The 23,721-nt window shown below is 69.2% G+C and carries 14 protein-coding genes; 4 read left to right on the forward strand and 10 right to left on the reverse strand.

The window, feature by feature from the left end:
• The 3 genes from TFC3_RS23195 to TFC3_RS23205 all read left to right on the forward strand — a co-directional run.
• A partial coding sequence (locus tag TFC3_RS23195; protein ID WP_067503671.1) for a discoidin domain-containing protein occupies positions 1-3,751 on the forward strand: 3,751 nt, incomplete at its 5' end.
• An 82-nt stretch (positions 3,752-3,833) separates the two neighbouring features.
• The gene (locus tag TFC3_RS23200; RefSeq protein WP_067503675.1) at positions 3,834-4,418 is read left to right on the forward strand and encodes a SigE family RNA polymerase sigma factor; all 585 of its coding nucleotides are present in this window, start codon (positions 3,834-3,836) and stop codon (positions 4,416-4,418) included.
• Positions 4,345-5,484 carry a hypothetical protein gene (locus TFC3_RS23205; RefSeq protein ID WP_153040352.1) on the forward strand — a complete coding sequence of 380 codons (1,140 nt, stop codon included), beginning with the start codon at positions 4,345-4,347 and terminating at the stop codon, positions 5,482-5,484. Before TFC3_RS23200 ends, TFC3_RS23205 begins: the two co-directional genes overlap by 74 nt.
• Positions 5,485-5,719: 235 nt before the next feature.
• On the opposite strand, the gene TFC3_RS23210 is transcribed toward TFC3_RS23205, so the two are convergent.
• The 8 genes from TFC3_RS23210 to TFC3_RS23250 form a co-directional block, all read right to left on the reverse strand.
• Positions 5,720-5,965, reverse strand: coding sequence for a hypothetical protein (locus tag TFC3_RS23210; RefSeq protein ID WP_369819641.1), 246 nt, complete (start codon positions 5,963-5,965; stop codon positions 5,720-5,722).
• Between the two features lie 71 nt (positions 5,966-6,036).
• On the reverse strand, positions 6,037-8,187 hold the full coding sequence (locus TFC3_RS23215; protein WP_067503681.1) for a SulP family inorganic anion transporter: 2,151 nt from the start codon (positions 8,185-8,187) through the stop codon (positions 6,037-6,039).
• Between the two features lie 310 nt (positions 8,188-8,497).
• Positions 8,498-9,001: a DinB family protein gene (locus TFC3_RS23225; protein WP_067503687.1), complete on the reverse strand. Its 504-nt coding sequence runs from the start codon at positions 8,999-9,001 to the stop codon at positions 8,498-8,500.
• A gap of 102 nt (positions 9,002-9,103) precedes the next feature.
• Positions 9,104-9,961, reverse strand: coding sequence for a hypothetical protein (locus tag TFC3_RS23230; protein WP_067503690.1), 858 nt, complete (start codon positions 9,959-9,961; stop codon positions 9,104-9,106).
• 40 nt (positions 9,962-10,001) lie between these two features.
• A complete protein-coding gene (locus TFC3_RS23235; RefSeq protein ID WP_236718268.1) occupies positions 10,002-11,324 on the reverse strand; it encodes a nitrate/nitrite transporter in 1,323 nt (440 codons plus the stop codon).
• A gap of 72 nt (positions 11,325-11,396) precedes the next feature.
• The gene (locus TFC3_RS23240; protein ID WP_067503696.1) at positions 11,397-13,166 is read right to left on the reverse strand and encodes a S9 family peptidase; all 1,770 of its coding nucleotides are present in this window, start codon (positions 13,164-13,166) and stop codon (positions 11,397-11,399) included.
• A gap of 21 nt (positions 13,167-13,187) precedes the next feature.
• A complete protein-coding gene (locus tag TFC3_RS23245; protein WP_067503699.1) occupies positions 13,188-14,951 on the reverse strand; it encodes an N-acetylglutaminylglutamine amidotransferase in 1,764 nt (587 codons plus the stop codon).
• Between the two features lie 57 nt (positions 14,952-15,008).
• Positions 15,009-17,606: a carboxylate--amine ligase/circularly permuted type 2 ATP-grasp protein gene (locus TFC3_RS23250; RefSeq protein WP_201787202.1), complete on the reverse strand. Its 2,598-nt coding sequence runs from the start codon at positions 17,604-17,606 to the stop codon at positions 15,009-15,011.
• 241 nt (positions 17,607-17,847) lie between these two features.
• Between TFC3_RS23250 and ppdK the strand changes: the two genes are divergently transcribed.
• A complete protein-coding gene (ppdK, locus tag TFC3_RS23255) occupies positions 17,848-20,523 on the forward strand; it encodes a pyruvate, phosphate dikinase (RefSeq protein WP_067503702.1) in 2,676 nt (891 codons plus the stop codon).
• Positions 20,524-20,586: 63 nt separating this feature from the next.
• Here ppdK and TFC3_RS23260 read toward each other — a convergent pair whose 3' ends face one another.
• Both TFC3_RS23260 and TFC3_RS23265 read right to left on the reverse strand, forming a co-directional pair.
• Entirely contained in the window at positions 20,587-22,056 is a 1,470-nt protein-coding gene (locus tag TFC3_RS23260; protein ID WP_067503704.1) for an ATP-binding protein, read from the reverse strand.
• Positions 22,057-23,715, reverse strand: coding sequence for an FAD-dependent oxidoreductase (locus TFC3_RS23265; RefSeq protein ID WP_067503721.1), 1,659 nt, complete (start codon positions 23,713-23,715; stop codon positions 22,057-22,059).
• Between the last annotated feature and the right edge of the window lie 6 nt (positions 23,716-23,721).

Consider the following 23,721-nt stretch of genomic DNA (forward strand, 5'->3'; position numbering starts at 1 on the left):
CGCCCAAGCAGCCACCCCCAACCTGGCCGCCAACAAGACCTTCTCGGCCAGCACCTACGCCGACGTCTACACCTCAGCAAACGCCGGCGATGGCAACGCCTCCACCTACTGGGAGAGCGCCAGCAACGCCTTCCCCCAATGGCTCCAAGTCGACCTCGGCCAGGCCACCGCCACGAACCAGGTGATCCTCAAGCTCCCCCCGGCAGCAGCCTGGCAGACCCGGACGCAAACCCTGGCAGTTCAGGGCAGCAGCAACGGAAGTTCTTTCACCACGTTGAAGGGCAGCGCGGGTTACGCGTTCAACCCGGCGTCCGGCAACACGGTCACCATTGACTTCCCGGCGGCGACGGCCCGGTATGTGAGGCTCACCGTCACGGGTAACACGGGCTGGCCGGCGGCCCAGATCAGCGAGCTTGAGGTCTACGGGCCGGCGGCGGGTGACACGCAGGCGCCGAGCACGCCGGGGAACCTCACGCTCAGCCAGCCGTCAAGCGGGCAGATCCGGCTCACCTGGTCAGCTTCGACCGACAACACCGGCGTGGCGGGCTACGACGTCTACGCGAACGGCCAGCTCAAAACCACGGTGGCCGGGAACGTGACGACCTACCTCGACAACCAGCCGGACAGCGCAACGGTCCAGTACTACGTGCGGGCCCGCGACGCGGCCGGCAACGTGTCGGCGAACAGCAACACGGTCACCCGCACCGGGCAGAGCGGCGACACCGTGGCACCGGCAACACCGGGGACGTTGTCCTACACGCAGCCGGCGGCGGGGCAGATCCGCCTGGCGTGGGGAGCGTCGAGCGACAACGTGGGGGTGACCGGGTATGAGGTCTATGCGAACGGGCAGCTGAAAACTACGGTCAACGCGTTGACGTTTGTGGACAGCCAGCCGGCGAACGTGACCGTCGCTTACTACGTCAAGGCGCGGGATGCCGCTGGGAACGTGTCGGCGGCCAGCAATACGGTGACGCGGACGGGGTCGGTTTCCGACGGCACGAACCTGGCGGTGGGGAAACCGATCACCGCGTCGTCGTCGATTTTCACGTTTGTGGCGAGCAATGCCAACGACAACGACACGGCGACGTACTGGGAAGGCAGCGCCTATCCCGCGAACCTGACGGTGGCGCTCGGGGCAAACGCGGCGCTCAGCACGGTCGTGGTGAAGCTCAACCCGGCAAGCGATTGGGGCCCCCGCACGCAAAGATTTGCGGTTCTCGGCCGGGAACAGAACAGCACCGCTTACACAACGCTGGTGGCGGAAGCGACCTACACGTTCAACCCGGCGTCGGGTAACACCGTCAGCATCCCGGTCAGCGCGACAGCGGCGGACGTGCGGCTCAGCTTCACGGCAAACAGCGGCGCACCGAGCGGACAGGTGGCCGAGTTCCAGGTCATCGGAGTGCCGGCCCCGAACCCGGACCTCACCGTCACAGGCATGTCGTTCACCCCGGCAGCTCCGGTGGAGACCGACACCATCACGGTGTCGGCCACGGTCCGCAACGCCGGCACCGCCCCCAGCCCAGCCATCAAAATCAGCATCCACGTAGGCGCAGCGAAGGCAGCCGAGCAACAAGTCCCAGCCCTGCCCGCCGGAGCCTCAACAACAGTCACCGTAACCATCCCAGCCCAGAACGCCGGCACCTACCCCCTGAGCGCCGTAGCCGACGAGGCGAACACCGTCATCGAGCAGAACGAGGCGAACAACGAGTACACGAACCCCTCGAACCTGGTCGTCGCCCCGGTGCAGAGCTCGGACCTGATCGCGTCGGCTGTGAGCTGGTCGCCGGGCAACCCGTCGGCAGGCCAGACCGTCACGTTCTCGGTGACGCTCAAGAACCAGGGCACGACGGCTACGGCCGGGGGCGCGCACGCGGTGACGCTCACGGTGGCCGGTGACAACGGGTCGACGGTCAAGACGCTGACCGGCTCGTGGACGGGCACGCTGGCGGCGGGGGCGTCCTCCCCGGCGATCAGCCTGGGCACGTGGACGGCGGCGAACGGCAAGTACACGGTGCGCACGGTGGTCGCCGCCGACGCCAACGAGCTGGCGGTCAAGCAGGCCAACAACACCAGCGAGAAGCCGTTCTTCGTGGGCCGCGGCGCCAACATGCCGTACGACATGTACGAGGCCGAGGATGGCACGCTCGGCGGCGGCGCTCAGGTGGTCGGCCCGAACCGCAAGGTGGGGGATCTGGCCGGTGAGGCGTCCGGGCGCAAGGCGGTCACGTTGACCACAACCGGCGCGTACGTGCAGTGGACCACCCGGGCGGCAACGAACACGATCGTCGCGCGGTTCTCGATCCCTGATACCACCACCAGCTCGATCAACGTCTACGTCAACGGCACACTGAACAAGACGCTGCCGCTCACCTCGCGCTTTGCGTGGCTCTATGGGCAAGAAGATCAGCCACAGAACTCGGGTACGAACCCCCGGCACATCTACGACGAGGCGAACACCTTCCTGACCGGTTCCTTCCCGGCCGGCAGCACCATCAAGCTGCAGAAGGACAGCGGCAACGGCGGCGCCATCGCTGTCGACTTCGTCAACACCGAGCAGGTCGCGCCGATCGCCAACCCGAACCCGGCCACGTACGTGGTACCCACCGGTTTTGACCAGCAGTCCGTGCAGGCGGCGCTCGACGCGGCCCGGATGGACACCAGCAAGGCGGGGGTCTACCTGCCGGCGGGCGACTACTCGACGGCCAACAAGTTGCAGGTGTACGGCCGCGCCATCCAGGTCGTCGGTGCCGGGCCCTGGTACACCCGGTTCGTCACGCCGCAGGATCAGGCGCAGACCGACGCCGGTTTCCGGGCCGACGCCGGGGCCAACGGGTCGACGTTCAAGAACTTCGCGTTCTTCGGCAACTACACCATCCGCGTCGACGGGCCGGGCAAGGTGTTCGATTTCGCCAACCTGTCCGGGATAACCATCGACAACATCTGGGCCGAGCACGTGGTGTGCCTGTACTGGGGGGCCAACACCGACCGGATGGTGATCAAGAACTCGCGGATCCGTGACACGTTCGCCGACGGGGTCAACATGACCAACGGCAGCACCGACAACCTGGTCGACAACAACGATGCGCGGGCCACCGGCGACGACAGCTTCGCGCTGTTCTCGGCGATCGACGCGGGCGGCAGCGACGAGATCAACAACGTGTACTCCAACCTGAGCACCACGCTGACCTGGCGGGCCGCCGGCATCGCGGTGTACGGCGGGTACGCCAACACCTTCCGCAACATCTACATCGCGGACACGCTGGTGTACTCGGGCATCACGATCAGCTCGCTGGACTTCGGCTACCCGATGAACGGCTTCGGAGCCAGCCCGCCGACCGTGTTCGACAACATCACGATTGTGCGGGCCGGTGGCCATTTCTGGGGCGCGCAGGTGTTCCCGGCGATCTGGCTGTTCTCGGCGTCCAAGGTGTTCCAGGGCATCCGGGTCAGCAACGTCGACATCGTCGATCCCACGTACGCGGGCATCATGTTCCAGACCCAGTATGTCGGCGGCCAGCCAGTCAACATCATCAAGGACACCGTGTTCACCAACGTCTCGATCACCGGCGCCCGCAAGAGCGGTGACGAGTACGACGCCAAGTCCGGTTTCGCCGTCTGGGCGAACCCGCTGCCCGAGGCGAACCAGGGCCCCGCTGCCGGCTCGGCCACCTTCACCAACCTGCAGTTGAGCAACAACTACCGGGACATCGAGAACACCACGTCGACATTCACCATCAACCGCAACTGACGTCTTCGAAGTTTCTCGGCCGTCCGTGCAACCCTTCCAAGCCTGCCGCACCTCTTACCGGCGAGGAAGGGAGCACGACCGAGTGGATGCCGAAGACGCGGACAATTTCCGCGAGTTCGCCCGCAGCCGGTTCGAGCCGCTGCGGGCCCTCGCGTACGTGACCTGCGGCGACTGGCAGACCGCCGAGGACGCCGTCGCCGGCGCCCTGGCGAAGCTGTACCTGCGCTGGAGCAAGATCACCGCCCCGGATGCCTACGTTCGCACGATGGTGGTCCGGGCCGCCATCAGCGAGAAACGCCGGCCGTGGCGGCGGGAGCGCTCGTTCGGGGATTCGCTGCCGGAGGTGGCGCTGCCCGATCACGCCGGTGATGTCGACGAGCGGCTGCGGTTACGCGCGGCTCTGGCACATGTGCCCGCACGGCAGCGCGCGGTGCTCGTCCTGAGGTTCCTCGAGGGTCTCAGCGTCGAGGAAACCGCCGAGGCCCTGAAATGCCGGCCCGGCACCGTCAAGAGCCAGAGCGCCCGAGGGCTGGCCACCTTGCGAGCCGTGCTGGCCGCCGACGACATCATGCTGCACGACGAAGGGGACGAGCGTGTCGTACCACATCCAGGACGTTTTGAAGTCGGCGCAGGCCGCACCGCCGCCGCCGGCGCACACGACAACTGAGGACATCATCGGCCGCGCCCGCCGGGTGCGCGCCAAGCGGCTCACGGCGATGGGCGGCGGCGCCGTTGCTTGCCTGGCAATCGCGGCGACCGCGGTGGTTCAGTTCAGCCCCCGCGGTGGCGCCGACGGGCTCGCGCCGGCCGCTGCCCCGTCGGCGCCGGTGGCTTCGTTCTCGGCTCCCCCGGCCAAGCCGGCGACGCCGCCGCTGCCGGTCAAGAAGGTGCGGTTCACCACCACGCTGGGGACGTACCAGGTGGGCAGGTACACGGTCGGCCCGGCCGGTCAGGTCACCGATGGGTACACCGAGCTGCCGGTGTACGACGGCGAGACGTGGCCGGACGACAACGGGACGACGTACCCGTATGCCGGGGCCACGATCACCGTGTACGACAAGGATGTGTACGACCCGTCGACGTTCGGCGGCGCTGGCGATGCGACGCTGGTCATCGGCGACGAATACCGGCTGAGGGTGGATGGCCGTGAGGCGATCGGGCGCGACTGGACGTTCGCGCAGCCCGGCGACGAATCGAAGAAGTGGGTACGGTCCGCGCTGGCGTGGCAGTACGCCGACAACGCCTGGGCCACCCTGGTGCCCAACTACGGTCACACCGACATCACGCGGGCCGAGGTGGCGCAGATCGCGGCCAAGCTGAGCACCGGCAGCAAGCGCGAGCTCAAGGTGCCGTACACCTTTGGTTATCTGCCTCAGGGGTGGCAGGCCGTCGCGGTGGCCCAGAACGACGCGTCAACCGGGCTGCCCGGCTCGAAGGTGTTCCTGCAGCAGGGTGCGGTGGCCGACCCGGCCACCCGCATCGATGAGATCCTGCCGGGGCATCTGGCGATCACCGTGTCCAAGGGCGAATCCAAGATCTCCTCGATCAGGGGCCGGGACGGCGTGCACTGCTTCGAGGGCAACCGCTCCTGCACGATCGTCAAGGGTGACTACCTGGTCGACGTCAACAACTACGGCGAGACGCTGACCGACGCCCAGGTCAGGCAGATCACCGAGGGGCTGCGGCTCACCGACCTCGCGGACCAGAGTTCCTGGAAGCCGGTAACGGTCTGAGTTGCCCGGTCCGTAGCCCGGCTTCGCATACGAAGATGCGTCGCCGGGCTACGGCCTGTCCGCGGATGTCGAGCTGGTAGCCCTCCAGCCATACCCAGCCGTCGTAGGTGGGCCGGGCATCGACGGCGATGATCCGAAAGGCAAACCCGGAGCGGCCCGTGAACTGCACGCTGGCGGCGCGCCCGACGAACACGATGTCACCGGGAGTCAGTGAAGATTCACTATGGGCCATGACTCATGCTTGCCTGGGATGGCGGCGGCGTAAACCAGCCTCTCGGACGAATATCCGGCGCCGCAGCACGGCCCTGCCGCATCGATCGAGTTGGAAACCGTCGAGCCACACCCAGCCGTCGTAGGTGGGGCGCGCATCCACTTCGACGATGCGGTACGCGAACCCGGCGGAACCGGCGAACTGCACGCTGGCAGCCCGCCCCACAATGACGATGTCCCCCGCCCGTACCATTCGCTGCGCCGTTGCCACGTCACCTCCAGCCCCCGATTCACCTTGGGCCGTACCGTCGCGTAGCTCAATGGCAAAAGCGCATCTGTCAGTCATGCGACATTGACGGGCTTGCGCTCCCCTCGCTCGACGGAATACATCCGCGCCTCGGCCAGATCGAAATAGAAACCGGTCAGCGTCAACCTGCCCGCGTCGATTGCCGTGCGCACGCTGGGATAACTGCGGATGTTCTCGATCTGCTGCGCCACATTGGCGGTGATGCAGTCCTCTTCACTGTCCGATGCGGACAAGGCCACGCGGGATTCGGCCAGCCAGGCACCGAGATCCGAGGGCGTACCGGCGGCTCCGCCCATCAGGGCCCGCACCGCGCCGCAGCCGGAATGCCCGCACACGGTGATCGCGGAAACGCCGAGAACATCAACCGCATATTCGATACCGGCGCCGACCGAGGCATCCCCGGATCCATAGGCGGGCACGATGTTTCCCACATTGCGAATGGTGAACAGGTCACCGGGTCCGCTGGTGGTGATCAGGTTCGGGACAAGCCGTGAGTCGGCACACGTGATGAACAATTGTTCCGGCCGCTGACCCTCCCGGGCCAAATCGGCCAGATGCGGCTGCACGAGCGGCGCGACACTGCGCTCGAACTCGTCAATCCCTGCTTGCATCGCGGCCCGCCGCTCGCTCCGCGACACCCACTGCGACCACGAGCCCAGGAACCGCGGCATGCGCCGGTGCGACTTGTTCCCGCCGAGCCGGCCCGAGGTGGCCTCCCGGAACCACCGGCCGTGCATCTCACGGATGTGCACCGTCCCGCCGCTGCGGACGTACGCCTCCTGCCAGTCCTTGATGCTTTCGAAGGCGCCCTGATCCAGGTAGTCGAGGTGCAACTCCAGCTCCACATGGGCTCCGGCCGGGACCGCCGACAGCTCCCGGGCCACCCGACCGGCTCCGATGAAAGCCAGGGTTCCGGTGATGACGACAGACCACTGACCGTCCGCCGGGGAGCTGCGGGTGATCTCGCAGCGCGCCAGGCGCAGCAGCATGAGCAGCACCGCCGTGGCCATGCCCAGCGCCACCCCCGTGAGCAGATCGGTGAAGACCACGGCAAAGGCGGTCACCAGGTACGTCGGCAGCTCGCGATGGCGCCGATAGGACTTGATCTGTGCCAGGCTCACCAGCCGCAACCCGACCACGACAAGCACAGCGGCCAGCGCGGAGAGCGGGATCTGCTCCAGCAGCGCGGTGAAGGCCAGCACACAAAGGGCAATCCACAAACCGTGCAGAACCGCGGACATCCGGGTACGAGCCCCGGCCGCCACGTTCGTCGAGCTGCGCACGATCACGCCGGTAACCGGCAATCCGCCGAGCGCACCGGACACTGTGTTCGCCGCGCCCTGGGCGAGCAACTCCTTGTTCAGGTCGGCTCGCTTGCCGTCGTGCAGCTTGTCGACGGCCACCGCGGACAGCAGCGACTCCACGCTGGCCACCAACGCGATCGTCAGCACGGCCACCGCGACCGGTACGAACCCGCCCTCGGGCAGGTGCGGGAAGGTCAGCTCCCCGAGCGGGTTGCTGGGCAATTCGACGCGCGCGACGTCGAAGCCGCCGAGACCCGCGGTCAGCGTCGCCACGCTCACCGCGACCAGCGCGCCGGGCAGCAGCGACAGCTTCACGAAACGCGGCCAGAGCAGCAGGATGGCGATGGTGAGCACGCCGAGGAGCACGGCTTGACCGTGGTGCCCGACGATCTGGGCGGGCAACTCGCGCAGATTCTGCCAGGCTTCGCTCTGCGCGTCGCCGCCCAGCACGACGTGCACCTGGCTGAGCGCGATCACGATGCCGATGCCGGCGAGCATGCCGTGCACGACGGCTGGCGACAGGGCCAGCGCGGCCCGGCCGAGCCTGAGCGCGCCGAGGAGCAGCTGCACGAGCCCGGCCATGGCCACGATCGCGGTGGTGGCGGCCCACCCGAAGTCGGCCACGGTGCCCGCGACGATCACGGTGAGCCCGGCCGCGGGCCCGCTGACCTGCAGCGGGGCGCCGCTGAGGAGTCCGGCTACGACCCCGCCGACCACGGCGGCGACCAGCCCGGCGAGCAGCGGCGCCCCCGAGGCTGCGGCGATGCCGAGCGACAGCGGGATGGCGATGAGAAAGACGACGATCGACGCGGGCAGGTCGTGCTTGAGCAGGTTCCGCCAGCGCTGGGGCGCATCTACGTCGGCAATGTCCGGCGTGGGCATGATGGTCCCTTTCGGAGCCGTTACGGCGAGAAATGAGAATCCCTCAAGCGGGATATTCCGGTCACCATAACCAGGCTCCGTGAACGCCTTGTTACATATCGTTGATCCTGCCGATACTCTCAGCGACCTCCCAGGCACTGGGGCGGCGCGGGGGGCTCCCCCGCAGCAACCAGGTTCTGGTTGACTTCGGTGGGCGAGGCCAACTGGAGGAAGCCTCGCCCAAGGACCACGCCGACCACCTTGTCGCGACGCTCAGCGTCGAAGGACAGCACCGCGCTGTCACCCAGACAGGCGCGCATCAGGGCCGCGCCTACTTCACCAACCCGCGCACATAGGCGGCCTGACCCGCGTGCTGGACGTCGTCGTCGAGGACGCTGATCAGCCGGGCACCGAGGGTCACCGGCGGGTCCCAGCCCTCGTCGACCACGCGGTCGAGGTCCGCCTCGGACAGTCCGGCAAGGTACTTGAGCGTGCGGTCGTGCACGGCCTGGTAGTAGTCGATCAGGGCCTGAGCGTCGCGGGGGCGCACCTGGCTGATCTGGCCGGGCTTGTGGCCGTACCCGGTGTCGCCGGGGTCGGGGTTGAGCCCGAAGCTTGCCGCCCACTCGCCGGAGGCATACAGCTGATCCTGGTCCAGCAGCTCCGCGATGTGGCTGTCCTGCACCCGGGTGAGGTGCCACACCAGCCAGCCGACCGTGTTCGCGCCTGGCGCCGGCGCCTGGGCCAGCTGCTCGGCGCTGAGATCCTGCACCGCCCCGGACACCAGGTCGGGCAGGCGGCCGTACGCCTCGGCCAGCAGCTCGGTCACCTTCATGTCGCTCCCCTCGTCGCCGGGTTAGTCCCCGCGATCGGGGCAAAGGAAACGGCCCCGGCCACCACCGCGAAGGCGGTAGCCGGGGCCGTGATGATCAGCGGCCTACTCGGTCGGGGCAGGAGCCAGGTCCTGCCGCGACTGCTCACCCGAGGTGGTGCCCGAGTTGCTGTTCGAGCCCGAGTTGCTGTTCGAGCCCGAGTCGCTGTTCGAGCCGGAGTTGCTGTTCGAGCCGTTGCCCGTCCCCGTGCCCGTGCCGTCGCCGGTGCCCGAGTCCGGGGTGCCGGTCTGCGGCGCGTCCGTCGTCGGCTGGCTGGTCGGCTCGGTCGTCTGCTCACCGGTCGGCGAGGTGGTCGCCGAGTCGCTGGGCTGCGTGCCGTCCGTGGCCGAGGACGGGTCGTCGGTCGGCTCGCCGCTCTGCTGCGGGTCCGCGGACTCCGCCGGCGTGGCCGATGGCGCGGGGGTGGGCTTGCTGTCGCTGTTGTTGCCCACCAGGTGCGAGATGGTCGAGCCGTTCGAGGACTTGCCGGTGGTGAGGGAGTTGAGGGGCTCGCCCGCCATCGCCTCCACCGCGAAGATCACGCCCATGGCGATGATGAACACGGCGACCGCGCCCATCGTCACCGGCTTCCAGCGGATCGGCTTGCGCGGCTCCACCGGCGTGGTGTGCGCCGGGTTCTCCTGCTCGGTCGCGGCGGCCACCTCGGGGGTGCCGACCGCGGCGGGCGCCTTGACGAACGTGGGCGCCACCTGCTGCAGGGTTTTCGTACCGCGTTTCAGGGAGTTGTTGAAGATCTCCGTTCCTACGGAGCCGACCACGCTGGCCAACGCCGCTCCTGCCAGGGTGCCGGCGACTCCCAGGAAGGAGCCAAGCACTGCCGCAGTCACCGCCGCCAACGTTCCGGCGATGACCTTACTGACCTGGATGCCGGACCAGAGACGGTCCGGTGCGTACTCAGTCATGTCCTCCTCACACGAAGCTGTTGTAGATACGGCGCGAGATTCAGCCTTTACCGATGCGCTGGGCGTTAAACCACCCGCGTTCGGCAAGCACCTCACGCAGCGGCCGGACGTGGACGCCCTCGGCCGCAAGTCGTCGCCGGGCGAGCCGACGGGTTCGAAGAATACCCAGGACACCGATGGCCATCAGTACGTACTGCACCGAAAGCGCGACTTTGAAGTCTGCTATGTCGTAATCAGCCGATCCGCCGGTGCGGGCGTCGAGGATCAGCCCGACCAGCAGAATGGTGATCAGCGAGGCCACGAAGCCGCCGACGTTGACGATGCCGGTCGCGGTGCCCAGGCGGTTGGGCGGGTTGAACGTGCGGGCGAACTCGAAGCCGATCATCGAGCCGGGACCGCCCAGCCCGAGCGCGATCATCAGCAGCGCGAGCACCCCCAGCGGCGCCCGGCCCGGCCAGGCCAGCACGATGCCCCAGCCCAGCGCATTGGCCGCCACGACGCTGAGCACCACCCAGGATCGCCGGAGCGGGTGACGCTGCACCACGATGCCGAACAGCGGACCGCCGATCATGCCGACCACCACGTACATGGTCAGCAGCGTGCTCGCCGTGCCCCGCGACAGGCCCTCGCCGGCCAGCAGGAACGGGTAGCCCCAGATCAGCGCGAACACCGTGCCGGGGAACTGGGTGCTGAAGTGGGTCCACAGCCCGAGCCGGGTGCCCGGGTGCTGCCACGCGGTGACCAGGTCGGCGCCGAGCAGGCGCGCGGTGATCGCCTCGCCGGAGCTGATCCGCCGGTCGGGGCTGTCGTGCAGGGCCACCAGCGCGACCACCGCGATGAAGATCCCAGTGCCTGCGGCGCCAAGGAACGCAGTGCTCCAGCCGGGCCCGGCCAGCAGCGCGGCCAGCGGCACCGCGGACAGGATCTGGCCGAACTGCCCGATGATGCCGGTGAGCTGGGTCACGACCGGGACGCGCTTGGTCGGGAACCACTGTGGCACCAGGCGCAGCACGCTGATGAACGTCATCGCATCGCCCGCGCCGACCAGCACCCGCGCCACGATCGCGCCGCCGAGCCCGTCGGAGAAGGCCATCAGCAGCTGACCGGCCGCCATGATCAGCGCGCCGCCGACCACCAGGCGCAGCGAGCCGAAGCGATCCAGCAGCACGCCCACGGGCACCTGCAGTCCGGCGTAGACCAGTAGCTGCAACACCGCGAACGAGGCCAGTGCGCTCGCGCCGATCCCGAAGCGCTGCTGCGCATCCAGCCCGGCCACGCCGAGCGACGTGCGGTCCAGCACCGCCACCACATATGCCGAGAGCCCGACGGCCCACACCGCCCATGCCCGGGCCCCGCCTCGCATGTCCATGTCTCCGTTTCCGCTCGCGTGCCCTCCACCCTTCCCCTGAAGGGCCGCGAGCGGCAACGTCGTCGGTCACAAAAGGGACGTGTTACCCGTCATAGATCCACCGAGCAGGTGACCGCCCAGCCAGTCGAGGGTCTCGCGCAAATATTCGGCGCGCGAGGAGCGGTGCAGCAGCTCGTGACCCTCACCCGGGAACAGCAGGTACCGGTGCTCGACCCCGCGGTCGGTCAGCGCCTCGACGACCTGCTCGGCCTCGATCACCGGCACGTTGCTGTCGTTCGCGCCGTGCACCACCATCAGCGGTGTGCGCAGGTTGTCGATGCGGGTGATCGGCGACAGGTCACGCAGCAGCTCGGCGTCGCGCACCGGGTCGCCGTACTTCGACACCGCGGCCGCCGCGATCCACGGTTCGGTGTGCTCGTAGAACGTCGCAAAGTTGCTCATGCCGCAGACATCAATACCAACCGCGAACATCGAGGGGTACGTCACCAGCGCCGCCAACGTCAGGTAGCCCCCGTACGACCGTCCCATGCAGCCAACCCGCGCGGCATCGGCCACCCCGCTCGCGACCAGGTGGTCCACACACGCCGCCACGTCAGCGATCGCCGCGTAGCGCAGCGCGCCGTTGTCCGCGTTGACGAAGGTGCGCCCGAAGCCCGATGACCCGCGCACGTTGGCGGCGAACACCGCGATCCCGCGCGCCACCAGCGACTGGAACAGCGGGCCGTGCCCGGGCCGCTCCTGCGCCTCGGGTCCGCCGTGCAGCCACAGCACGGTCGGGTGCGGGCCGGGCGTGGCCGGTTCGAACAGCCACCCGCTGATCTCCAGCCCATCGTGTGACGGGAAACGGCGCAGCGTGGGCAGCACCGCGTCGGTGGTCACCTCGTCCACCGAGACCGCCGCGAGTCCGCCCTCGGCCGACCAGGTCCACACGCCGTGCGGCTGGCCGGGCCCCTCGGCGGTGAACGCCAGCGTGCTGCCGTCGGCGCTCCACACCGGGTTCGCGGCGACCCAGCCGGGCAGGTCGATCGCCGTGGTGCCGACCGTCAGCTCGGAGCGGCCGCCGTCGACGTTCCACAGCACAGCGACCTCGCTGGCGTCGGCGGTGAGCGCGAACGCCTCGACCTCGGCCTGCGCCGCCGACGCCACGATCTCGGTGCCGTGCAGCAGCACCGGGCGGTCGCCGGTGTCACTGCGCGCCCAGATCGAGCCGTCGGGGGCGAAGCAGGCCTGCTCGCCGCTGGTCACGTACTCGTCGACACCGGTGTGCAGGTCGCGGACGACGACGTAGCGGCTGCCGCGCGGGCCCAGCCGCAGCAGAGCCCGGGAACGGTCGCGGGACACGTCGAACAGCGACACCAGCTCGCCGGTGCAGACCTGCGTGCGGGTGCCCTCGGCGGCGTCGATGAGCAGGGTGGTGGTCATGTTCTCGGTCACCGCGAGCAGCGGGCGCCCCGGCAGGCACCGCACGTTCTCGGCACTGTCCGCGCCGAAGCCGGCGACCTGGTGCAGCGCCGAGCCGTCCGGGCGCACCAGCCACACCTCCGTACGCGGGGCCCCGCCGGGCGCGAGCACGCAGGCCAGCCAGCCGCCGCCGTACGACCAGTGCACCGACACGACCGGCTCGTCGCCGGTGTCGACCAGGAAGGTCAGGTCGCTGCCCACCGGCTGCACCCACACCTTGGGCATGCCGCTGCGGTCCGACACGTACGCCGCGTGCCGGCCGTCCGGCGACAACGCCGGCGACCAGCTACCCGAGACCTCGGACGGATAGGACCCTTTGGTCAGCCAGCCGGCGGGCAAAACGGTGACGTCGACACGGTTGAGCTGACCGGTCATACGGGGTCCTCCTTCAGCAGATCAGATGCCTTTGTCCTGCAACCACATCTCCAGCAGCGCAACCTGCCAGAGCTGGTTCGCGCCGAGGGTTGTACGAGGAGTGTTGGGGACGGCCAGGAGCGCGTCAACATACTCCGGGCGGAAAAGTGCCCGATCGCGGGCCGCCGGGGCGTGCAGGGCGTCGCGGACCATCTCCAGCATGCGTCCCTCGAGGTGCCGGATGCCCGGGACCGGGAAATAGCCCTTGGTCCGGTCGATGACCTCGTCGGGCACCACGCCGCGGGCCGCGTCCTTGAGCACGCCCTTGCCACCCTGGGCGAGCTTGAGCTCCGGCGGGCAGGCCGCGGCCAGCTCGACGAGCTCGTGATCCAGGAACGGCACCCGCGCCTCCAGTCCCCAGTCCATGGTCATGTTGTCGACCCGCTTGACCGGATCGTCAACGAGCATGACCTGGGTGTCGAGCCGCAACGCCGCATCCACTGCGGTTGCGGCGCCGGGGCGGGCGAAGTGGGCGGCAACGAACTCGCGGCTGACGTCGGTGTCGATCAGCCACTGCGGGTTCAGCTGACGGGCCAGCTCACGGTGCGGACGATCAAAGAACTCCTGCGCGTACGCGTCCACAGCGCGATCCCGCGCCACGCCGGCCAGCGGCGGGTACCAGCTGTAGCCGGCCAGGATCTCGTCGGCCCCCTGCCCCGACTGCACCACCTTGACGTGCTGCGCGACGTCCTCGCTGAGCAGGTTGAAGGCGATGGCGTCGTGGCTGACCATGGGCTCGCTCATCGCCGCGACCGTACGGGCCACCGCCGGCAGGAACCGGTCCCGGCCGATCCTGATCTGGTGGTGACGGGTGTCGAACTGCTTGGCGATGATGTCGGAGTACGCGAACTCGTCGCCGCTCTCCCCCGCCGCCGATTCGAAGCCGATGGAGAACGTGGTGAGCCCGCGCTGACCCTGCTCGGCCAGCAGCGCCACGATGTAGGAGGAGTCCAGCCCGCCGGACAGCAGCACGCCGACCGGCACGTCGGCGACCATTCGCCGCTCGACAGCGGTGCGCAGGGCCTCATGAATGGCCTCGGGCCAGTTGTCAGCGGCCTTGCGCGTGTGGGAGGCCTCCCAGTACACGTGCTCGGTGGACCGGCCGTCGCGCTGGATGATGCGCACCGTGGCCGGGGGAAGCTTGCGCACACCGGTGATGATCGTGCGCGGCGCCGGGACCACCGAGTGGAACGTCATGTAGTGCTGCAGGGCCACCTTGTCGATCGAGGTGTCCACGTCACCGGCGGCCAGCAGGGCCGGCAGGTTGGAGGCGAAGCGCAGCCGGCCCGGCGTCTCGGCCAGGTACATCGGCTTGATGCCGAGCCGGTCGCGGGCCAGCATCACCGTGCCGGTGGCGTGCTCCAGGACGGCGAAGGCGAACATGCCCAGGAAGTGCTGCACGCAGTCGGCGCCCCACCGGTGGTACGCCTTGAGGATCACCTCGGTGTCCGAGGACGAGAAGAACGTGTAGCCGTACCCCCGCAGCTCCGCACGCAATTGCTGGTAGTTGTAGATGCAACCGTTGAAGACCAGCGTGAGACCGAGCTGCTCGTCGGTCATGGGCTGCGCGCCGGAGGCCGACAGGTCGATGATCTGCAACCGGCGGTGGCCGAGAGCCACCGGCCCGTCGTGCCACAGTCCCTCGGCGTCCGGGCCGCGGTGCTGCAGGCAGGGCAGCATGCGGCGGACGGCCCCGGGGTCGGCCGCCCGGTCGTCGAACCTGAGTTCGCCGCCGATTCCGCACATGTTCAACAACCTCCACGCTGTTCGTTTCCGGGGTGTTTCACTGCTGTGACAGCAGCCCTATGAAAGCAACCAGGTGTCTTTTGAGCCGCCGCCGCGCGACGAGTTGACGATCATGCTGCCGGCCGGGGCGACCCGGGTCAGGGCGGCCGGGGCGACCACCGACTCGCGGCCGGTGAACACGAAGGCGCGCAGGTCCACGTGCCGCGGTGAGAGTTCGTGACCGTCGAACACCGGGGCGGTCGACAGCGCCACGACTTCCTGCGCCACCCAGCGGTGCGGGGCGGTTTTGATCTGGCGCCGTACCGCTGCGAGGTCCTGCTCCCCGGCGTGCGGACCGATCATGACCCGGTCGCCGCCGTAGCCGTCCACCGGCTTGAGGACCAGCTCGGCCAGCCGGTCGAGCACCTCGGCCCGCTGCTCGGGAATGCCGCACAGGTAGGTGGGCACGTCGTTGAGCAGCGGCTTCTCACCGAGGTAGTACTCGATGAGCTGGGGGACGTACGCGTAGACCGCCTTGTCGTCGCCGATGCCGTTGCCCAGGGCGTTGGCCAGCACGACGGAGTTGGCGCTGAGCGCGGTGACCAGGCTCGGCCCCAGCGGCATCCCGTCGGCGCCCGGCGAGTGCACCAGGCTGTCCTCGCCCATCCGCAGGTAGATCACGTCGACGCGGTGCTTGCGGCCGTTGCGCACGCGGTGCACCACGCCCTCGTCGACCAGCAGGTCGGTGCTGCGCACCAGCGGCACGCCCATCTCCTCGGCCAGCATGGTGTGCTCGAACCACGCCGAGTCATCCGGGCCCTGGCTGAGCACGACCAACTGAGGATCGTCACCCGCCGCCGCCCCGGCCGCGTCCAGCAGCGCCCGTTTGAGCAGCTGAGGAGTCGACTCGGGGCTGATCAGCGAGTCCGGGCGGGGCAGCTCGGGCAGCACGGTCTCGGCCAGGCGCCGGTTCTGCATGGCATAGGCGATGCCCGAGGGCACGCGCAGGTTGTCCTCCAGGACACACCAGTTGCCGTCGCCGTCGCGGACCAGGTCGACCCCTGCCACCTGGGCGCGCACGCCGGGCCGGTTGATCAGGGCGCCGCTGGGCCGCAGCTCGGGGGAGCCGTCGATGACCCACTCCGGGATGATGCCGTCGCGGACCACCTCGCGCTCGCCGTACACGTCGTTGACGAAGGCGTCGAGCGCCCGCACCCGCTGGATGAGCCCGCCGTCGAGCTGCTGCCAGTCAGCGGCGGGCACGATGCGCGGCACGAGATCGAACGGGAAGAGCCGGGTCGCCGCCTCGCCGGCCACGCTGAACGTGATGCCGCGGGCGCGCTGTTCGTCGTCCTTGGCGTCCTCGCGGCGACGCAGGCCGGCCGGCCCGAGGGCGCTCAGGACCGTGACGATTCCCTCGTACGACGAAGCGACGTCACCGTTCGGGAACGCCTCATCGCCGACCGCCGCGTACGGGGTGAGCCCGGCCGGGACGCTCTGCCCGTCCGGGCCGATGCCGGTGGCGCCGCCGCGGGTGTCGGCCACGACCAGGTCGACCACGTCGGAGATGCGCCCGCGCCGGGCCATCGCGCGCCGCTGACGGGCAGCCGAGCTGCCCCGGCTGAGCGAGCGCACGGACAGGTCGAACACCTGCTCCCAGTCGCCCAGCTCCTCCAGTTGCGGGCGCAGATCGGCGACCAGCCGTTCCACCGCCACCGCGGCGGGCACCGGGGCAGGCGAGTGCGGCAGGTCCAGCAGATCGCCCTCGAGCCCGGAGCGCGCGGCTCGCCACATCGCCGCGCGGTGCAGCGGCGGGCGGGTCGGCACCACCGGGCGCCCGGCGCGGTAGTCCTGCTGGGCGCGCAGCACCAGGCCGCGGAACAACCCGGCGAGCAGCACCACGGTGTCCACATCGGGGCTGGAGTCGGTGACCCGCAACTCGACGGTGGGCAGGTGGGCCGACGGGCGCACGTCGAAGTAGACCATCTTCGGGTCGCTGATCGTGCCCGAGGCGATCAGGTCGCCGACCAGAGCGTCATGGTCAGCGGCGTCGGTGACCACACCGCTGTCCCCGGCGGTGGGCCAGCGCATCCACACCAGCGAGCGCACGCTGGCGTACCCGCTGTCCTCGCCCATCCAGTAGGGCGAGCTGGTCGACAACGCCAGCAGCACCGGCAGCGCCGGCGTCACCCGCTGGGCGATCGAGACGGCCTCGTCGCGGTCGGCGATGCCGACGTGCACCTGGGCCCCGCAGATCAACTGCTCGCGGGCCAGCATCTGGTATTCGTCGACCATCCGCCGGTAGCGCGAGGTCGGGGTGACCGGCAGCGAGTCCAGGTCGACGATCGGGACCGTGCCCGCGGCGACCAGGCCGAGCCCGAGCGACTCGGCCACCCCGATGGCCCGCCGGCGCAGCCCGACGATGCCCTCGCGCAGGTCGTCGAGGCCCTGGGCGACCGGGGTGTTGGTCTCCACCACCGAGCGGTGCAGCTCGGCGGAGTAGTTGATTTCGTCCAGTTGCTGCAGCACTTCGGGCGCGCGGGGCACCAGCTCACGGCTCTTCAGATCCACCACGTGCAGTTCTTCCTCGACACCGAGGGTGAGCGCGGTGCCGGCCACGGGCTTGCCGCCGCCCTCGCCCTCGCTGCCCTTGCTGAGCCTTAGTGACTCCGTCATGTGTCTGACCGCCTATGTCGTTCGTCCGCTTGCCCGGAGCCTTGTCAGCTCATGTGCCAGTCCTGTGACGTGCCCATTTCCAACGGCAACCAAGCATGACGAACCTGACACCTGCGCACTTCTGCTCGCGGGAGCGCCGCAGCGAGCAGCGGCGTGCGCGAGCCTGTGCAATTCTTCACGGTCGCTGGAGAATGGTTGTTCACGGCATTTAACCTCCGTGAATTCCCTTTGGAGGCGATCAATGGCTGTCCAGAAGTATGTCTACGATTTTTCCGAAGGCCACAAAGATCTCAAGCAGTTGCTCGGTGGCAAGGGTGCCAACCTCGCCGAGATGACCCGGCTGGGGCTGCCGGTGCCGGCCGGATTCACCGTCACCACCGAGGCCTGCCGCGCCTACCTGGCCACCGGGAGCGCGCCGGACGGGCTGGCCGCCGAGATCGACTCCCAGCTCGCCGCGTTGGAGCAGAGCATGGGTCGTGAGCTGGGAGATCCCGCCGACCCGCTGCTCGTCTCGGTGCGCTCGGGGGCCGCGTTCTCGATGCCGGGCATGATGGAGACGGTGCTCAACGTCGGGCTCAACGACGCCAGCGTGGCCGGACTCGCGGCCCAGGCCGGCGGCGACGACCGGTTCGCCTGGGATTCCTACCGGCGGCTGCTGCAGATGTTCGGCAAAACCGTGTGCGACGTTCCCGGAGAAGAATTCTCCGATGCCCTCGAAGAGGCCAAGAAAGTCCGCGGAGTAACCGACGATCTCGCGTTGGACGCCGATGATCTGCGGGCGCTGACCGAGCGGTACAAACGCATTTTCGTCAAGTACACCGGTCGCGAGTTCCCACAGGAGCCCCGCGAGCAGATGCGCCAGGCCATGGAGGCGGTCTTCCGGTCCTGGAACGCCGAGCGCGCGGTGCTCTACCGCCGCCAGGAGCGCATCCCCGCCGACCTGGGCACCGCTGTCAACGTGGTGGCCATGGTGTTCGGCAACCTCGGACCGGACTCGGGCACCGGCGTGGCGTTCACCCGCGACCCGGCGAGCGGCGCGCAGGGCATCTACGGCGACTACCTGCAGAACGCGCAGGGTGAGGACGTGGTCGCCGGGATCCGCAACACCGTGGCGCTGCAGGCACTCAAAGACCTCGACCCGCGCTCGTACGACGAACTGCTCGCCATCATGGCCACGCTCGAGGGCCACTACCGCGACCTGTGTGACATCGAGTTCACCATCGAACGCGGCAAGCTGTGGATGCTGCAGACCCGGGTCGGCAAGCGCACCGCGGGAGCCGCCTTCCGCATTGCCGCTCAGCTGGTCGCCGAGGGCATGATCGACCTCGATGAGGCGCTGCGCCGGGTGTCCGGGGCCCAGCTCGCCCAGCTGATGTTCCCGCGCTTCGACCTGGCCGGCGAGCCCGCCACGCTGACCCGGGGCATCGGCGCCTCCCCGGGTGCCGCGGCCGGGCAGGCCGTGTTCAGCGCCGACCGGGCCGTCGAGCTGGCCGCGGCCGGTCACGACGTCATCCTGGTGCGCCGCGAGACCAACCCGGAGGACCTGGCCGGGATGATCGCCGCCAAGGGCATCCTGACCGCGCGGGGCGGAAAGACCAGCCACGCGGCAGTCGTCGCCCGGGGCATGGGTCGCACCTGTGTCTGCGGTGCCGACGAGCTGGAGATCGCCGCCGACCGGTTCGCGGTGTCCGGCCGTACCGTCTCGGAAGGTGACGTGATCTCCATCGACGGCACCAGCGGGCGCGTCTACCTCGGCCCGGTCCCCGTGCGGCCGTCGGAGGTCGTCCAGTATTTCGAGGGCGAGCGGGTCGATTCCACGCTGGTCGAGGCCGTCGACGCGATCATGCGCCATGCCGACCAGCGCCGCCGCCTGGCCGTGCGCACCAACGCGGACACCGGTGCGGACGCTGCACGGGCTCGTCGGTTCGGCGCGCAAGGCATCGGCCTGTGCCGCACCGAGCACATGTTCCTCGGCGACCGCAAGGAGCTGGTGGAGAAGCTCATCCTGGCCCAGAGCGAGGTCGACCGCACCAAGGCGCTCAACGCGCTGCTGCCCCTGCAACGCGACGACTTCATCGAGCTGTTCCGGGCCATGGACGGCTTGCCGGTGACCGTGCGCCTGATCGATCCGCCGCTGCACGAGTTCCTGCCGTCGCTGGAGGAGCTTGCCGTGTCCGTCGCGGTGGCCCGGGAACGCGGTGAGGAGCACTCCGAGGACGAACAACTGCTGGATGCCGTACGCCGGATGCATGAGCAGAACCCGATGCTGGGCCTGCGCGGGGTGCGTCTCGGGCTGGTCATCCCCGGCCTGTTCGCCATGCAGGTGCGAGCGATCGCCCAGGCCGCCGCCCAGTTGGCCGCCGAGGGCCTGGATCCCCGCCCGGAAATCATGGTCCCCCTGGTCGGCGCGGTGCAGGAGCTGGAAATGGTCCGCAGCGAGGGCGAGCACATCGTCGAGGAGGTGATCGCCGGCACCGGCGTCCAGGTCCTGATCGGCACGATGATCGAGGTCCCCCGCGCCGCCCTGACCGCGGGCCAGATCGCCGAAGCCGCCGACTTCTTCTCCTTCGGCACCAACGACCTGACCCAGATGGCGTGGGGCTTCTCCCGCGACGACGTGGAGGGCGCCTTCTTCTGGCGCTACCTGGAACTGGGCATCTTCGGCATCTCCCCGTTCGAAGCCATCGACCGCGAGGGCGTCGGCCGGCTCATCCGCATCGCCGCGGAGGAGGGCCGCCAGGTCAAGCCGCACCTGAAGCTGGGGGTGTGCGGCGAACACGGTGGCGACCCGGAGTCGGTGCACTTCTTCGACCAGGTGGGCTTGCACTACGTGTCATGCTCGCCGTTCCGGGTGCCGATCGCGCGCCTGGAAGCGGGCAGGGCAGCGGTGACAGGGGAGGGCTCGGACAGCCGCTGATCCGGCACGGGCGGCCGGCAGGCGTAGCCGGCCAGCAGCTTGATCTCCATGGACGCGGCTGGGTCAGCGGGAGGGTGGCTCGGTGATGGGGAGCTTGACCAGGAACTTGGTGTCGCCAGGCTTTGACTGCACGAGGATGTCGCCGCCGTGGCCGTTGGTGACGATGCGGTAGGAGATGTCCAGGCCCAGGCCGGTGCCCTCACCCACGGGCTTGGTGGTGAAGAAGGGTTCGAAGACGCGCTTGCGGACGTGGTCGGGGATGCCCGGGCCGGTGTCGCCGATCGAGACGATGACCTGGTCATCCTCGCGGTAGGTGCGCACGGTCAGGGTGCCGGCGGCGCTCATAGCCTGGACCGCATTGTCGATGATGTTGGTCCACACCTGGTTCAGCTCGGCCGGGTGGGCCGGGATCTGGGGCAGGGTGCGGTCGTACTCCTTCTCGATCTTCACGCCGGTGCCGATCTTGTGGCTGAGCATCACCAGCGTGCTGTCCAGGCCGGTGTGCACGTCAATCCATTGGTGGGCGGCGCGGTCGAGCTGGGAATACTGCTTGGCCGCCGACACCAGGTTCGACACCCGGCCGGTGGCGTCCTCGATGTCGCTCATCAGTTGCTCGGTTTCCAGCGCGTAGCTGATCCACTGGACCGCCTTGTCCAGCAGCTTCGGCGTTTCGAGCTTGGCCTGGATCTGCTCCAGGCACTCCACGTCGAGCCCACCCTGGGCGAACACCGCTGCCACGTCCCACGCGCCGGTGACGTGGCGTTCCTCCAGCCACTCGCCCAGCTCGTCCTCGCGGTCGGCGGTCTGCATGGCGGTCAGCACCGGGGCCTTGGCGGCGCGCTCGATGACCTCTTCCTGCAGCTCGACCAGCGCGACGAGCCGTTCCGGGGGAACCTTGCCGGCGGCCAGCATGCCGAGCTTGTGGCGCATGCCGGCCACCCGCTGGCGCAGGGCGCCGGTGGCCCGGGAAGCCGCGGCGGCCGGGTTGTTGAGCTCGTGCATGAGCCCGGCGGACAGCGAGCCCAGGGCCATCAGCCGCTGGCGTTCGCTGATTGCGGCCTGGGTGCTGCGCATGCCCAGGGCGAGGCCTTCGAGCAGGTGGATCGCCATGGGGAACCACTCGCGCATCATCTTGCCGAAGTCGGCCGCCGACATCATGAAGAAGTCGGAGTCGTCAAGCGCCCGCATGGAGCCCATGTACTTGCGCTGCACGCCCTCATCGCGGATGTAGGCCTGGGTGGCGCCCATGTACACGCCGCGCTGCTCGGTGCGGTTGGTTTCCACGTCGTCCTGGCCGACCCGGCGGGTCAGCGCGATGGTGCCGCTGAGCAGAATGAAGAACTGGTCGGCCGGGTCGCCCTCGCGCAGCACGAGCGAGCCGGCCGGGGCGTGCATGGTGCAGCCGTGCTGGGCGATCCAGGTGAGCTGATCGTCGGTCAGCTTCTCGAACAGGAACAGCGTGCGCAGCTCGTCGATGCCGAGCTTGCCGGGTTCGCAGGGCTGAAGCTTGATCTCCTCAACGGGGCCGGACATCTACTGTGCCTCCAGGTAACGATGGACCAGCGTGACGGCCATCGCGCCCTCGCCGACCGCCGAGGCCACCCGTTTGACCGAGTTGGCCCGGACGTCGCCGGCGGCGAAGATGCCGGGAACACTGCACTCCAGGTAGAACGGATCCCGGTCGCGATCCCATCCCGCTGGACGGGTGCCGTTTCGGAGCAGATCCGGCCCGGTGTACACGAAGCCCTTCTCGTCGCGGGCCAGCGCGTCGCCGAGCCAGTCGGTGCGCGGTTCGGCCCCGATGAAGATGAACAGGTAGCCGCATTCGACGCTGGCCACCGAGCCGTTCTTGCTGTCGCACACGGTGATTGTCTGCAGGTGCCCGTTGCCGGCGGCGCCGACCACCTCGCAGCGGGTGCGCACCGAGATGTTCTCGATCCGGTCGAGCTGCTGGATCAGGTAGTACGACATCGACGCCTCGAGCGAGTCGCCTCGCACGAGCAGGGTGACGCTGCGGGCGTACCGGGAGAAGAAGAGCGCGGCCTGACCGGCTGAGTTCGCCCCGCCGACGATGTAAACGTCGCTGCCGGCGCAGGAGGGCCCCTCGGTGGAGGCGGAACCGTAGTAGACCCCGGAGCCGGTCAGGCCGGCGATGCCCTCGGCGACCAGCGGGCGGTAGGCAACGCCGGTGGCCAGCACGATCGAGTGCGCGGAGATCTCGCCGCCGTCGGAGAAGGTCAGCGTGCGCGCCGAACCGTCCAGCCGCAGACCGGTGACCTCGCGGGTGTTGAGCACCTCGGCCTCGAACTTGCCGGCCTGCCGGCGCGCCCGGTCGGTGAGCTGGGCGCCGGAGATGCCGTCGGGGAAACCGAGGTAGTTTTCGATGCGCGAGCTCTGCCCGGCCTGGCCGCCGACCGCTTGCCGCTCGACCAGCAGCGTCTTGAGGCCCTCGGACGCGCCGTAGACCGCGGCGCCGAGCCCGGCCGGGCCGCCGCCGACGATGACCAGGTCGTAGAAGTCACGGTTGGGGGCGGTGGACAACCCGGCCGCCTCGGCCACCTCGCCGGTGGAGGGCTGGTGCAGGGCGCGGCCGTCCGCGGTGACCACGAGCGGAATCGACTCGGGCCCCACCCCGGCGGCCTCCAGCAGGCGCAACCCTTCCGGGTCGTCGGCGGAGAACCACTTGTACGGCACCAGGTTGCGCGCCAGGAAGTCGCGGATCTGGTAGGACGGCTCGCTCCACCGGTGCCCGACGACCCGGATGTCGGCCACCTCGCGGTCGCCGGTGGCCTGCCAGGCGTCCAGCAGCGCGTCGATGACCGGGTAGAGCTTCTCCTCCGGCGGGTCCCAGGGCTTGAGCAGGTAGTGGTCCACGTCCACCACGTTGATCGCCTGGATCGCGGCGTCGGTGTCGGCGTACGCGGTCAGCAGCGCCCGGCGCGCGTTGGGGAACAGGTCCATGGCCTGCTCCAGGAACTCGATGCCGTTCATCTGGGGCATGCGGTAGTCGGCCAGGATCACCGCGACCCGGCCACCGCGCAGCTTGAGGTCCTTGAGGGCGTCAAGCGCGTCGGCGGCCGAGGCGGCCCGGATGATCCGGTAGGTCTCGCCGTACCGGCGGCGCAGGTCACGAGCGATGGCCCGGGACACCGAAGGGTCGTCGTCGACGGTCAGGATCGCGGGGTGACCCATGAGTCA

Origin of the sequence: Actinoplanes sp. TFC3, from assembly GCF_001553785.1 — a bacterium.
Lineage (GTDB): Bacteria > Actinomycetota > Actinomycetes > Mycobacteriales > Micromonosporaceae > Actinoplanes.